Annotated in this window: 10 protein-coding genes and 1 pseudogene; 7 read left to right on the top strand and 4 right to left on the bottom strand. The window is 69.2% G+C overall.

The features are described from left to right. Positions 1–415: 415 nt before the first annotated feature. The 5 genes and pseudogenes from ACZ5SK_RS18625 (at position 416) to ACZ5SK_RS18605 (ending at position 5920) form a co-directional block, all read left to right on the top strand. Positions 416–1306: an FAD binding domain-containing protein gene (locus ACZ5SK_RS18625; protein ID WP_334576110.1), complete on the top strand. Its 891-nt coding sequence runs from the start codon at positions 416–418 to the stop codon at positions 1304–1306. Continuing rightward, positions 1306–1944, top strand: coding sequence for a (2Fe-2S)-binding protein (locus ACZ5SK_RS18620; RefSeq protein ID WP_334576108.1), 639 nt, complete (start codon positions 1306–1308; stop codon positions 1942–1944). The genes ACZ5SK_RS18625 and ACZ5SK_RS18620 overlap by 1 nt, the downstream gene beginning before the upstream one ends. Before the next feature lie 2 nt (positions 1945–1946). After that, the gene (locus ACZ5SK_RS18615) at positions 1947–4364 is read left to right on the top strand and encodes a xanthine dehydrogenase family protein molybdopterin-binding subunit (protein WP_468576302.1); all 2418 of its coding nucleotides are present in this window, start codon (positions 1947–1949) and stop codon (positions 4362–4364) included. A gap of 97 nt (positions 4365–4461) precedes the next feature. Further along, positions 4462–4683 (top strand): annotated as a pseudogene (locus tag ACZ5SK_RS18610) (NCS2 family permease); the annotation flags it as partial. A gap of 55 nt (positions 4684–4738) precedes the next feature. Next, complete coding sequence (locus ACZ5SK_RS18605) at positions 4739–5920, top strand: XdhC family protein (RefSeq protein WP_334576106.1); 1182 nt, start codon at positions 4739–4741, stop codon at positions 5918–5920. A gap of 219 nt (positions 5921–6139) precedes the next feature. Here ACZ5SK_RS18605 and ACZ5SK_RS18600 read toward each other — a convergent pair whose 3' ends face one another. The 4 genes from ACZ5SK_RS18600 to ACZ5SK_RS18585 all read right to left on the bottom strand — a co-directional run bounded on the left by ACZ5SK_RS18600 (position 6140) and on the right by ACZ5SK_RS18585 (position 10571). Then, complete coding sequence (locus ACZ5SK_RS18600; protein WP_334576105.1) at positions 6140–6580, bottom strand: SRPBCC family protein; 441 nt, start codon at positions 6578–6580, stop codon at positions 6140–6142. Between the two features lie 57 nt (positions 6581–6637). Next, on the bottom strand, positions 6638–7405 hold the full coding sequence (locus tag ACZ5SK_RS18595; RefSeq protein ID WP_334581120.1) for a polysaccharide deacetylase family protein: 768 nt from the start codon (positions 7403–7405) through the stop codon (positions 6638–6640). Between the two features lie 129 nt (positions 7406–7534). Beyond that, positions 7535–8983 (bottom strand): family 43 glycosylhydrolase, encoded by a 1449-nt coding sequence (locus ACZ5SK_RS18590; protein WP_334576103.1) that lies wholly within the window; start codon positions 8981–8983, stop codon positions 7535–7537. A gap of 97 nt (positions 8984–9080) precedes the next feature. Continuing rightward, the gene (locus tag ACZ5SK_RS18585; protein ID WP_334576102.1) at positions 9081–10571 is read right to left on the bottom strand and encodes a family 43 glycosylhydrolase; all 1491 of its coding nucleotides are present in this window, start codon (positions 10569–10571) and stop codon (positions 9081–9083) included. Positions 10572–11051: 480 nt separating this feature from the next. Here ACZ5SK_RS18585 and ACZ5SK_RS18580 point away from each other — a divergent pair, with 480 nt between their 5' ends. After that, positions 11052–11390, top strand: coding sequence for a DUF5132 domain-containing protein (locus ACZ5SK_RS18580; protein WP_334576100.1), 339 nt, complete (start codon positions 11052–11054; stop codon positions 11388–11390). Between the two features lie 221 nt (positions 11391–11611). Further along, positions 11612–13789 (top strand): ABC transporter ATP-binding protein, encoded by a 2178-nt coding sequence (locus ACZ5SK_RS18575; RefSeq protein ID WP_361705503.1) that lies wholly within the window; start codon positions 11612–11614, stop codon positions 13787–13789. Positions 13790–13928: the final 139 nt, after the last annotated feature.

The following is a 13928-nucleotide window of genomic DNA, read 5'->3' as shown; positions in this document are numbered from 1 at the left end:
CTCGTCGCCGCCGTTCTGTGTCTCGAAATCTACGATGAATCCTGAAGGATGTGGCGGGAAGGCACCCGCCGCCGGTCCCGCCCACCGGGGCCGGACCGCTGCGGCGGACAGTCACGCACCGCATTCTTTGATTGCCAGGCTGTTTCCTACGTTTCCACAGGAAAACGAGGAGGTTACTGATGACCTCCGTTCATACGAATCTACAAGATGCCCCGGTCGACCAGCCAACTCCTTCATGGTTTCGGTGACTGACCGGGCTGGAGCAAGGCGCTGTGTACTGGCCTCACTCCACGTGAACAGCACATGAACGAGCCGGGCCCGCCGCACCCGATTCTGGCTCGATCGATTCGGCCGTCGGTCGCCACCGGCAGCCGATACGACTCCGAGACGCACGAGACGAAGAAGAGAGCCGGTCATGGACTTCCTTCGCCCCGCCAGCTGGGAGGAGGCGCTCGCCGCCAAGGCCGAGCACCCCACCGCTGTGCCCATTGCGGGTGGCACCGACGTGATGGTCGAGATCAACTTCGACCACCGCAGGCCCGAGTACCTGCTCGACCTCAACCGTGTCGGTGACCTCTACGAGTGGGAGGTCGGCGAGGAGAGCGTGCGGCTGGGCGCCTCCGTCCCGTACACCAGGATCATGGAGAACCTGCGTGCCGAGCTGCCGGGCCTCGCCCTCGCCTCGCACACCGTGGCTTCTCCGCAGATCCGCAACCGCGGCGGCGTCGGCGGCAACCTCGGCACCGCCTCCCCGGCCGGCGACGCCCACCCCGCGCTGCTCGCCGCCGGCGCCGAGGTCGAGGCCGAGTCGGTGCGCGGCTCGCGCCGGATCCCGATCGACGCGTTCTACACCGGCGTCAAGCGCAACGCCCTCGCCCCCGACGAGCTGATCCGCGCCGTCCACATCAAGAAGGCCGACGGACCGCAGCAGTACTCCAAGGTCGGCACCCGCAACGCCATGGTCATCGCCGTCTGCGCCTTCGGCCTGGCGTTGCACCCCGAGACCCGGACCGTCCGCACCGGCATCGGTTCCGCCGCGCCCACCCCCGTCCGGGCCACAGCCGCGGAGGACTTCCTCAACGCGGCGCTCGAAGAAGGCGGTTTCTGGGACAACGGCAAAATCATCGCCCCGGCGGTCGCCAAGCAGTTCGCAGACCTGTGTTCCGCCGCCTGCAATCCGATCGACGACGTACGGGGAACGGCAAGTTACCGCCGTCACGCGGTGGGCGTGATGGCCCGCCGCACGCTGACCTGGACCTGGGAGTCGTACCGCGGCGCCCGCCGCACCACCGAGGGAGCTGCGTGATGCGCGTCAACTTCACTGTCAACGGACGTCCGCAGGAAGCCGACGACGTGTGGGAGGGCGAGAGCCTGCTGTACGTCCTGCGGGAGCGGCTCGGCCTTCCCGGTTCCAAGAACGCCTGCGAGCAGGGCGAGTGCGGCTCGTGCACGGTCCGGCTGGACGGCGTCCCGGTCTGTTCCTGCCTGGTCGCCGCCGGTCAGGCGGAGGGGCGTGACGTGGTCACCGTCGAAGGGCTCGCCGAGTACGCCAAGCAGCGCGCCGAACACGGCGGTTGTGGAACCGGTACCTGCGCAGCGTCGGGCGGCCCGGTAGAGGCGGGCGCGTCGGGCGTCTCGGGCGTCTCGGGGACCTCGCTCGACGAGGCCAGGGGCTGGCAGCCCAAGGGCCACGACTCCCAGGCCGGCGAGGGCACCGAACTCGCCCCGATCCAGCAGGCGTTCATCGACGCCGGCGCCGTCCAGTGCGGCTTCTGCACCCCGGGGCTGCTGGTCGCCGCCGACGAGATGCTGGAACACAACCCGAACCCGACCGACGCGGACATCCGCGAGGCGCTCTCCGGCAACCTGTGCCGCTGCACCGGTTACGAGAAGATCATGGACGCGGTCCGCCTGGCGGCCGCCCGGCAGGGAGAGGCGGTCTGACGATGTCCTCCCCCACTTTCGGCTCCGCCCGAGCGGGAGGTGCCCCCGTCGGCACCCCCACCAAGATCACCCAGGGGTCTCCGACCAAGGGCGGCATCGGCGAGTCCACGCTCCGCCCCGACGGCATCCTCAAGGTCACCGGAGAGTTCGCGTACTCCTCCGACCTGTGGCACGAGGACATGCTCTGGGGTCAGATCCTGCGCTCCACCCTCGCCCACGCCGAGATCGTGTCCATCGACACGTCCGAGGCGCTCGCCACCCCCGGCGTCTACGCCGTGATGACGTACGACGACCTGCCGTCCGACGTGAAGAACTACGGCCTGGAGATCCAGGACACGCCGGTCCTCGCCCACGGGAAGGTACGCCACCACGGGGAACCGGTCGCGATCGTCGCCGCCGACCACCCCGAGACCGCCCGCCGCGCCGCCGCCAAGATCAAGGTGGAGTACCGGGAACTGCCGGTCATCACGGACGAGGCCTCCGCGACCGCCCCGGACGCGATCCTCGTCCACGAGGGCCGCGACGACCACCACATCGGTCACGTCCCGCACCCGAACATCCTCCACCGCCAGCCGATCATCCGCGGCGACGCGACCGAGGCGGCCGGGCGCGCCGATGTGATCGTCAGGGGCGAGTACACCTTCGGCATGCAGGACCAGGCCTTCCTCGGCCCGGAGTCCGGCCTCGCCGTGCCGGAGGAGGACGGCGGCGTCCACCTCTACATCGCCACCCAGTGGCTCCACTCCGACCTGCGCCAGATCGCGCCCGTCCTCGGCCTGCCCGAGAGCAAGGTGCGGATGACGCTGGCCGGCGTCGGCGGCGCGTTCGGCGGCCGCGAGGACCTGTCCATGCAGATCCACGCCTGCCTGCTGGCCCTGCGCACCGGAAAACCCGTCAAAATCGTTTACAACCGTTTCGAGTCCTTCTTCGGCCACGTCCACCGCCACCCGGCCAAGCTGTACTACGAGCACGGGGCCACCCGCGAGGGCAAGCTGACCCATGTGAAGTGCCGGATCGTCCTGGACGGCGGCGCGTACGCCTCCGCCAGCCCGGCCGTCGTGGGAAACGCCTCCTCGCTCGGTATCGGCCCCTACGTCGTCGACGACGTAGAGATCGAGGCCATCGCCCTGTACACCAACAACCCGCCCTGCGGCGCGATGCGCGGTTTCGGCGCGGTCCAGGCGTGCTTCGCCTACGAGGCACAGATGGACAAGGTGGCGGCGGAACTCGGCATGGACCCGGTCGAGTTCCGCCGGCTCAACGCGATGGAGCAGGGCAGCCTGCTGCCGACCGGGCAGGCGGTCGACTCCCCGGCGCCGGTCGCCGAACTCCTGCGCCGCGTCAAGGCGATGCCGCTGCCGCCGGAGCGCCAGTGGGAGAGCAGCGAGGGAGCGGACGTCCGGCAGCTGCCCGGCGGTCTGTCCAACACCACGCACGGCGAGGGCGTCGTACGGGGGATCGGCTACGCGGTCGGCATTAAAAACGTCGGCTTCTCCGAGGGCTTCGACGACTACTCGACCGCCAAGGTCCGCATGGAGGTCATCGCGGGCGAGCCCGTCGCGACCGTCCACACGGCCATGGCCGAGGTCGGCCAGGGCGGTGTCACCGTCCACGCGCAGATCGCCCGCACCGAGCTGGGCGTCGCGCAGGTGACCATCCACCCGGCGGACACCCAGGTGGGCAGCGCCGGCTCGACGTCGGCCTCCCGGCAGACGTACGTCACCGGCGGCGCGGTCAAGAACTCCTGCGAGCTCGTCCGGGAGAAGGTCCTGGAGCTGGGGCGCCGCAAGTTCGGCTCCTACCACCCGGCCTGGGCCACCGCCGAACTGCTCCTGGAGGGCGGCAAGGTCGTCACCGACGGCGGTGAGGTTCTCGCCGACCTGGTCGACGTGCTCGAGGGGGAGGCCGTCGAGGTCGAGGCGGAGTGGCGGCACCGGCCGACCGAGCCCTTCGACCTGCGCACCGGACAGGGCTTCGGACACGTCCAGTACTCCTTCGCAGCGCACCGCGCCGTCGTCGAGGTCGACACCGAGCTCGGCCTGGTCAAGGTCATCGAGCTGGCCTGCGCGCAGGACGTCGGAAAAGCGCTGAATCCGCTGTCCGTGATCGGTCAGATCCAGGGCGGCACGACCCAGGGGCTGGGCGTGGCGGTCATGGAGGAGATCATCGTCGACCCGAAGACGGCGAAGGTCAGGAACCCGTCGTTCACGGACTATCTGATCCCCACGATTCTCGACACGCCGACCATCCCCGTCGACGTGCTCGAACTCGCCGACGACCACGCCCCCTACGGGCTCCGCGGCGTCGGCGAGGCGCCCACCCTGTCCTCGACCCCGGCCGTCCTCGCGGCGATCCGCGACGCGACCGGGCTGGAGCTCAACCGCACTCCGGTACGTCCGGAACACCTCACCGGAACGTGACCCCACGGGGTCTGCGCCGCTGACTCCGGGGGGGACCTCGTCCCCCCGGACCCTTAAACCGTTCGTCTCGGGCCGTCCCCCGGGTCGTCCATTCAGGGCCGACCGGGCCACCGCTGTCCCCGTGTTTCTGACCGTCGTCCTGATGCCCTTCACGTACACCATCACCACCGGTGTCGCCGCGGGTGTCATCTCCTACGTCGCCATCAAGGCCGCGCAGGGCAGGGCGCGGGAGGTCGGGGCCTTCATGTGGGGCCTGACGGTGATCTTCCTCGTGTACTTCGCCCTCCACCCGATCGAGGGATGGTTGGGCGTGCACTAGCCGCTCCGCCCGACGAGCAACCGCCCTCCACGCAACCGCAGTTAAGGAGACCGAGATGCTGGACATCGCCGAGGAGCTGAACCGGTGGGTCGAGCAGGGCCGTGACTTCGCCGTGGCCACCGTGGTGGCCGTCGGCGGCAGCGCGCCCCGCAGGCCTGGCGCCGCCCTCGCGGTGGACGCCGACGGCACGGCGATCGGCTCGGTCTCCGGTGGCTGTGTGGAGGGCGCGGTCTACGAGCTGTGCCGGCAGGCGCTTCAGGACGGGGAGCCGGTCTTCGAACGGTTCGGCTACAGCGACGACGACGCCTTCGCCGTGGGACTCACCTGCGGCGGGATCATCGACATCCTCGTCACCCCGGTGCGCGTCGGCGACCCCGGCCGCCCGGTGATCACGGCCGCCCTCGACGCGGCCGCCTCCGGCCGGGCGGCCGCGCTGGCACGGATCGTGACCGGTCCGGCGGACCTGGTCGGCCGCGCCCTGCTCGTCCGCACCGACGAAAGCGACGACAACCTCTCGTACGACGGCGGTTACCGCACCGGTGGCTTCGGGGCCCATCCCGAGCTGGACCGCACGGTCGCAGCCGAGGCCGCCGCCTTCCTCGACGCCGGTCGCACCGGCACCCTGGAGATCGACGAGCGGGGCTCCCGCTGCGGGGCCCCGCTCACCGTCCTCGTCGAGTCGTCCGTGCCCGCACCCCGGATGATCGTGTTCGGCGCGATCGACTTCGCGTCGGCGCTGGTACGGGTCGGCAAGTTCCTGAACTACCACGTGACGGTGTGCGACGCGCGACCCGTCTTCGCGACGGAAACCCGCTTCCCGGAGGCCGACGAGATCGTCGTCGAGTGGCCGCACCGGTACCTGGAGCGCACCGAGGTGGATGCGCGGACCGTCCTGTGCGTCCTCACCCACGACGCCAAGTTCGACGTCCCCCTGCTCCGCTTGGCGCTGCGCCTCCCGGTCGCCTATGTCGGCGCGATGGGCTCCCGCCGCACCCACCTCGACCGCAACGACCGGCTGCGCCAAGTGGGCGTCACCGAGCTGGAGTTGGCACGCCTGCGCTCACCCATCGGCCTCGACCTGGGCGCCCGTACGCCCGAGGAGACCGCGCTGTCGATCGCCGCCGAAATCGTCGCCAACCGGCGGGGCGGCAGCGGGGTCTCCCTCACCGGGGCGCACACGCCGATCCATCACGACGTGACGTCGGCGCCCGCTCGGCGGATCGGGTCGGTGGCCTGAGCCGCCGCCTCGCGCACGGCCGGCCGGTCCGTCGACATCGGAGGCTGGGGGTGGCGCGCACAGCGGTGTCGGCGTAGGTGTCGTCGCCGAAATGGCGCCATGTCCCCGATGTCCCGCGCGGCGCCCCGCATCCGGCGCGGGGCGTCCACCGCAGGTTCCTCGACCTGGTCCGCTCCCGTCATGCGCTCACCCTGACATCGGCGTACGAGCCCCGCACCGTCATGGTCTGCGGAGCAGCCGGTTGACCGCCCGGCCGAACACCGTGCGGGCCGTGGCTGCGAGCAGCGGATCGACGAAAGCCGGCAGAAACCGCACCCGCAACTCTTCGCGCCAGACCACACGGGCCCGCCCGCCCGGCCCCGGCCGTACCTCGATCTCGGCCCAGCCCAGGACGACCCGGCCCCGCTTCTCCAGCCGGCACCGGCCCGGCTCGTCGTAGGTCGGCGGCTGCCAGACGGTCACCTCCATCCGGTCGGCGAAGGCGAACGGGCCGAAACCCGTTCGCGCCACGAAGACCGTGCCCTCGCGGGTCGGGGAGGGAGAGAGCACGGACACGCGGGTGAGTGGCACCACGTCGCCGTGCCGGGACCACTCGGTCAGTCGACGCCAGGCGTCGTCCAGGGAGAGCGGTACCGTGCGTTCCAGCTGGAAAATGACCACGCGGAGATCCTAGGGAGTCAGGACCGTCCGGCGGAGGATGACCCTCCGGATCACAGGTCAGCGGTAGACCCGCCCCGGCTGAGCCTCGCCGGGCGCCAGCAACTGGGGAACCGTCACGAAAACGTATCCGCGCTCTTTCAGCGCGTCGATGATCCCGGGCACGGCCGGCACGGTCCCGTCGTAGATGTCGTGCAACAGGATGATGCCGTCCCGGTCGGCCTGTGCGAGGACCCGGCGCTGGATCAGCGCGGGGTCGGTCGTCGTGTAGTCCTTGGCGGTCACCGACCACAGCACCTCGGCGAGGCCCAGCTCGCGGGAGATCTTGTGCACGGTCTCGTTCGTGCGGCCCTGCGGCGGGCGCATCAGGGTGGGACGGCGCCCCGTGAGGCGCTCTATCTCGTCGTTGGGGCGCTGCAGCTCCTCGCGTATCTCCGCCGGCGTGATCTGCGTGAGGATCTTGTGGTCCCAGGTGTGGCTGGCCACCTCGTGTCCCTCGGCGGCCATGCGTCTGACGAGCTCCGGGTACTTCTCGATGTGCCGCGCACCCAGCAGGAAGAAGGTCGCCGGAACCTGTTTCTCCTTCAGGATGTCCAGCAGCCGGGCCGAGTTCTCGCTGGGGCCCGCGTCGAAGGTGAGGGCGATGCACTTCGCCTCCCGGCAGTCCACGGCGCCGAAACGGGCGGCCTGGGCGGTGGCCGCGGGATGGGCGCGGGCGGCGCTCGGGTGCGTGGTGTCGGCACGGCCGCAGCCGGTCAGCGTGACCGTCAGGCAAGCGGCCGCCGCGGAGACGGCGGCGGGACGCAACCAGGCCCCCGTGTTCTTCATCTTCCTGGTCAGAGTAGGCATGCCGAGACTATACATAGAGCATATACGCCCTATGTATAGTCTCGGTGTCGTGCCGCTGCCCCGCTGTCGGCGGGCCGCCCGTGGGCCGCCGTCACATCGGCGAGGGCCTCACTGGGCGTAGAAGGTCGCGTCTGACTTGTCCGTCGCCGTGCTCGGCGTCTGCACGTACAGCAGGTAGTCGTAGTGGCGGATGTAACGGCCGGCGTAGTTGGAGGACTCGTACGAGATCCCCGCGGAGTCGGCCAGCCCGGCCCGCCGGTAGAAACTCGCGTCGGAGGCGAACGTCGACGTGCCGTCGTTCTTCTCCAGCCACACCTCGAAGTTCTTGTGCCGCAGGTAGTAGCCGGGGAAGTCGGCCGACTCCAGCGACACCGTGCCGGATCCCGTGAGACCGGTCACCACCCGGAACTGCGAGTCGGCGAGCGGGCTGACGTTCGCCTCGATGCGGGCGCGGTACTCCCAGTGGCGGATGAAACGGTCCGCGTAGTTGTACGAGGAGAACCGTTGCGGGGTGACGCCGTCGGCGACCGGGATGCCGAAGTCGGGCGTGCCGTCGGCCTTCCAGTACACCTTCTGCACGCGGGTGCGGCGGTTGGGGTCGTTCAGGGGATCGCCGGTGATGTCCTTGTAGCTGCGGTCGTGGTAGACGAGGATGTCGGACTTTCCGTCCTCGGAAACCGTGAACGAGTTGTGGCCCGGCCCGTACTGCGAGGTCGCGGCGTTCGTCTTGAAGACGGGCTGCGACCCCTTGGTCCAGGACGCCGGGTCGGTCAGGTCGGCCGTCGCGGAGGCGGTCAGCATGCCGAGGCAGTAGTTGGCGTCGGTCGCGCTCGCCGAGTAGGTCATGAAGACCTTGCCGCCGTGCTGGATCAGCGCGGGTCCCTCGTTGACCTTGTAGCCGACCGTTTCCCAGGACAGCGTCGGCTGCGAGATCTCCGTCGGAGTCCCCGAGATGGTCCAGGGGTTGGCCATCTTCGCGATGAACAGGCTGGTGTTGTTGTCCTCGGAGGGGTTGCGCTGCGCCCAGGCGAGGTAGCGGACGCCGTTCACGACGAACGTGGTGGAGTCGAGCGAGAAGCTCTCCCACGTGGTCTTGATCTGGCCCTTCTCGGTCCAGGTCGCGGTGAGCGGGTTGGCGCCGGCGCCTTCCAGGACGTACATCCGGATCGCCCAGACGTCACTGGTGGACCCGGCCGCGAAGTACACGTACCACTTGCCGTCGATGAAGTGGATCTCCGGCGCCCAGATGTGGGCGCCCATGACCCCGCTGCTGTGCTTGGTCCAGATGGTGACCTCCTGGGCCGTCGACAGGCCCTGGATGGTCGTCGCCCGGCGCAGCACGATGCGGTCGTACTCGGGGACGGTGGCGGTGAAGTAGTAGTAGCCGTCGGTGTGCTTGTAGATGTGCGGGTCGGCGCGCTTCTCGGCGATCGGGTTGGTGTACGTCACGGCGGGGGAGTCTGGCACGGCGGCCTGGGCCGGGGCGCCCAGGCCGGTGAGGACGGCCGCGAGGGCGACGAGGCCGGCAAGGAACAGCCGAACGGCGTTGCGTCTCAAGGGAGTTCTCCTGATGGGGGAGGGAGACAAAGAGGGGAGATGAGGGAGGGGGAGTCGAGTCCGGGGTGTTTTCGGGCGGCGGAGGCGCGCGTGGGGCTCAGGTGGTCGGCACGAGGCGCCACTGCTGGCAGGTGTTGTTCAGCCAGGTCCACTGCCGTACGTCGGTGCCGTTCGCGGTACCGCAGTCCGCGACGTCGGCGACCTTGCCGCTGTTCTCGCCGACGAGCCGGACGTAGTCGCCGCTCGCGGTGAAGACGAGCCGGAAACGCTGGCACTTGTTGTTCAGCCACGACCACTGACGCAGATCGGCGCCGTCCGCGGTGGAGCAGTCGGCGGTGTCCATCACCCCGCCGGTGGCCACGTTCACCAGCCGGCTGGTGTCGTCGCCCTGGTCCTCGATCCGCCACTTCTGGTTGGCTCCGCCGGTGCAGGTCCACTGGAGGATGTTCGTGCCGTTGGCGGTGGAACCGCCTTCGACGTCCAGGCACTTGCCGCTGTTGCGGTTGACGAGGGTGTACGACGTCGGGGTCGTCGCCGTCTCGCCGGACGGGCCGGGGAGCGTCGTGCCGAGCGCGACCGGGGCGCCGAAGTTCGGCGTGCCGTCGGCGTTCCAGGTGAACTTCTGGGCGCGGGTCGTCCGGCCGTTGCCGCAGCCGCCGCTCGCGGACGAGTTGGCGTGGTAGACGATCCAGTTCTCGGTGCCGTCGGGCGAGGTGAAGAAGCCGTTGTGGCCCGGACCGTAGACGCCGTTCGTGTCGCTGCGCTGGAAGACGGGCGTCTGCTTCTTGGTCCAGGACGCCGGGTTCAGGGGGTCGCTGCCCGTCAACTCCAGCTGCCCCAGCTTGTAGTCGGCGGTCTGGCAGGAGCTCGCGGAGTAGGTGAGGAAGGTGCGGCCGTCGTGGTACAGCGGTTCGGGGCCCTCGTTCACCGGTGAGCCCGAGGTCTCCCAGCTCAGCGTCGGGCTGGAGATCACCGTGAAGGTGCTGCTGGACAGCGTGTACGGGTTGCTCATCGGCGCGATGACCAGACTCTGCGTGCTGCCGTTGACGAAACCGCTTCCGACGAGAAACAGCTTTCCGTTCGCCTGTAGGACGCTTGCGTCGATCAGCCAGCCGCCGGGGGTGAGGTTGGAACCGGTGAGGGACCCCTTGTAGGTGTAGGGGCCCAGCGGGTCGGTGCCGGCGCTCTCCAGGACATGGGTGCGCTGGGAGTCGCAGCAGGCGGTGCCGCCCTGTCCCGCCGAGTAGTACAGGTACCAGTGGCCGTTGAACTGGTGGATCTCCGGTGCCCAGATGTTGTTGTTGCGGGTCGACGTGGTGTCCGACCACACCTGCACGGTCGGCGCGGTCGCGAGACCCGCCAGGGTCGGCGCCTTGCGGATACCGAGGACACCCGTGAACGTCGTGGTGATCAGGTAGTAGTCGCCGTCGTAGTACTCAAGCCAGGGGTCGGCGCCCTTGGCGGACTTCAGCGGGTTGGTGTACGGGCGGCCGTCGGCCGCGGACACCGGCTGGGTCGCCGCCACCAGGGCGACGAGGAGCGCCAACACGCAGACGAGCAGGGGTCTGCGGCGGTACATCCGAGGCATACAGGACCGTCCCTTGTCCATGAAGCTACCTGTTCGCTATTTCGAACATGGTTCGTAACTTCGGCCAGAAGATAGGGGGCCATCATGTCCTCGTCAATGGTTTCGGCAGGCTGCGATGCGGACGCATGGGCCGGGATGAAAAGTGGCGACCGCTGCGCCGCCGGCCCGGTGCGGGTCCGCGCGGATCGCCGTATCGTCTCTGCATTTACTGGCCACCTTTTTCCGTACGCTCCGTGAAATTAATGGGGAAAGGTGGTCGGGTCGGCCGCTGATTCATTCGTGGCCGACCGGCCCGGACCGGCTGGATCGGGCCTGGTTTCTGGCCTGAACCGGCTGGTTTCATTGCGGCTTATTACTCTTCCGGGTGACGGGGCAGGTATCGGCTTGGTTTCTGCCCTCGGGACTCCGATACGCTGATGCAGGTTACACAAATGCCGGGGGCAATGAGTTTGCGCCCCCGAAAAGAAAGGGGTACGACTCATGCCTCCCGTAGTTCCCCCGTTTCTGATCGGTCTCATCGCCGCACCCCTGGCCAAGCGGGTCGTCAAGCCGCTGATGCGAGGACTGGTGAAAACGTCGGTGGGGCTGGCGCTCGAAGTGAAGCGCGCCGCGCAAGAAGCCGGCGAGGGTTTGCAGGATCTCGCCGCCGAGGTCACCGCCGAAGTCGTCGCGGCGCAGATGGGGGGCAGTGGTCATCCGGAGCCGCAGTCACACCCGCAGGCTCAGTCGGTCGCTGAGGAAACACCCGCCGCCGACACCCGGTCCAAGGGGCCCGCCAAGGGACGCACGGCCGCCGTCGCCACCGGCAAGGCGAACTGAACGCCCACGCCTCGAAGGGGAAGCAACTCGGGGGTCTACTGAACATGACATTGCTGGTGGATACTGCGGCCGTACGGAATTCGGCCCGGGAAAACGCGGAAACATATTCGCTGAGACTGTGCTCTGCGATTCCGGGGCGGCAACGTTGGAAGATTGCCGAAATGGTGGGCAGAACGCGTTTCTCGAAAGTCCTGGAAAGCGTTCTGGAAAAATCTCCTGGCGTGCGGACGGCAAAGGTCAGCGGGGTCACGGGAAGCGTTCTCGTCCTCCACGATCCATGCCTGGAAACCATTGAGGTCGCAAGAATCATCCGTGATTCCCTGGCCACCGTTTTCCGGGCCGCACAACGGCGACCCGCCACACCGCCCAGCCATATCGCCCCGAGCACCGCCTCCGCCCCCGCCTCCGCCTCTGCCCCCACTCGCACCCCAGCCCCCGCCCTGGCCCTCGCAGGCGGCGCGACAGCGGCCGCGCTCGCCCTCGGCCCCGGCAAGCTCCTGCGTAAACCGCTCGCCGTCCTCGGCGCCGTCGTCACCGCCACCGTCCTCGTCGTACGCCGGGCCGTGCGCGCGACACCCGACGGCACACACCCGCCCGGCTCCACCGCCGACGAGGCGTCGCCGCCCCGGCCGAGGTCCACCCTGCGCTCCCTGCTCGACATCGTCGGCCCGCACAGACCCCGGCTCTGTCTCGCCTCCGGGCTCTCCGCCGCATGCCAGCTGGCCGAGGTGGCGCTGGGTCTCTTCCTCGGCTGGATCGCGCTCGTCCTCATCAAGGGCGAGGCCGCACCCCTTCTCGCTCTCGGACTGACCGGCGCCTCCGCCCAGTTGTGGTTCCTCGCGGGCGCCGCCGCCGTGGCCTGCGCCGCCGTCGCCGGCCTGTCCTACGCGGCGAGCGTGGAATGGCGGCGACTCGGTCAGACCGTCGAGCACGACTGGCGCAGCGCAACCTACGCCCAGGTGCAGAAGCTCGAACTGCGCCATCTGGAGGGCGAGCGCACCAGCCGCATCGCCGGCGTCCTCACCGAAGAGGTCACCCAACTCGGCGCCTTCTTCGCGACCGCAGCGGGCGACGTCGTCCAACTCGCCTTCAGTTTCCTGGTGTTGGTGCCCGCTTTCCTCCTGCTGGCCCCCGAGATCGCCTGGATCGCCTTCCTGCCGATGCCGATCGTGGCCTGGCTGTCCTTCCGCTACCACGACCGTGTCGCCATCGACTACAGACTCTCCAGCGAGCACAAGGCCCAACTGCACAGCCAGTTGGTGAACAGTCTGGAGGCCGGCGCCACCGTCAAGAGCTTCTGCACCGAGGAGTACGAGTCCCGGCGCGTCGACGACCTCAGCGAGGTGTGCCGCGAGAGCACACGCCGCACGGACCGTTCCACCGTCCGCCACGCCGAGACGATCCGCGCCGTCACCACCGCCTCCATGACCGGCACCCTCCTGCTCGGCGGCCGCTCCGTCCTCGACGGAACCCTGCCGTTCGAGGTGTTCAGTCCCCTCATCGGTCTGCCCCAGCAGGTCCTGCTGCGGCTCACCCGGCTCGGCTCCATCGTCGACCAGTGTCAGCGCACCCTCGCCGCCCATGAGCGCGTCCTGCGCCTGCACGCACTGCCCACCGAACCCGTCGGCCCCGAACATCCCGTGGACGCCGACGGCGTCAAGGGCGCCGTCACCCTCGACCGGGTCACCTTCGCCTACCCCGGCCGCCCGCCCGTCCTCAGGGACCTCTCCCTGCGCATCGCGCCGGGCCGCGTCACCGGCATCGTCGGCCCCACAGGTTCCGGTAAGACGACCATCGCCAAGTTGCTCATGCGTTTCCAGGACACCGACTCCGGCCGGGTCCTGCTCGACGGCCGGGACGTACGCGACCTGTCCCGGCGGGGGTTGCGGGGCGCCGTCGGATTCGTCGCCCAGGACCCCTTCCTCTTCGACGGCACCATCGCCGACAACATCCGCTACGGCAGTTTCGACGCCACCGACGAACGCCTGGTCGACGCCGCGCGCATGGCCGAGGCGCACCCCTTCATCGAGGCCCTGCCGGGCGGTTACGAAACGATGATCGGGGAGCGCGGCGCGGCCCTGTCGGGCGGCCAGAAACAACGACTGGCCCTTGCCCGGGCCATCCTCAAGGACCCGCCCGTCGTCATCCTCGACGAAGCCACCTCCGCCGTGGACAACGAGACGGAGGCCGCCATCCAGCGCACCCTGCGCACCTTCGCCGAGAACCGCACCCTGATCATCATCGCCCACCGTCTCTCGACGATCCGCAACGCCGACTGGATCCACGTCCTCGACAAGGGCGGCCTCGTCGCCGAACAGGGCACCCACGCCGAACTCCTCGCCCGCAACGGCCTCTACGCCTCGCTGTGGCACCTACAGGCAGGCGAGCAGGCGGCGTGACCCGCCCGGCCCCCGGCGTCGCCCCGCCCGAGCAACCGGTTTCGACCGACTGATCGACCGTCTCCGTCACCGTCTCTGTCTCTCCCTTGCTTTTCCTTCTCGCCCTTTCTTTCGGCATCGCCTTCTCTTGCCTCTCCCC

The organism is Streptomyces sp. NPDC031474, from assembly GCF_055581185.1.
Note: the sequence above shows the minus strand (reverse complement) of the source record. Positions and strands in the feature narration are given on the sequence as shown.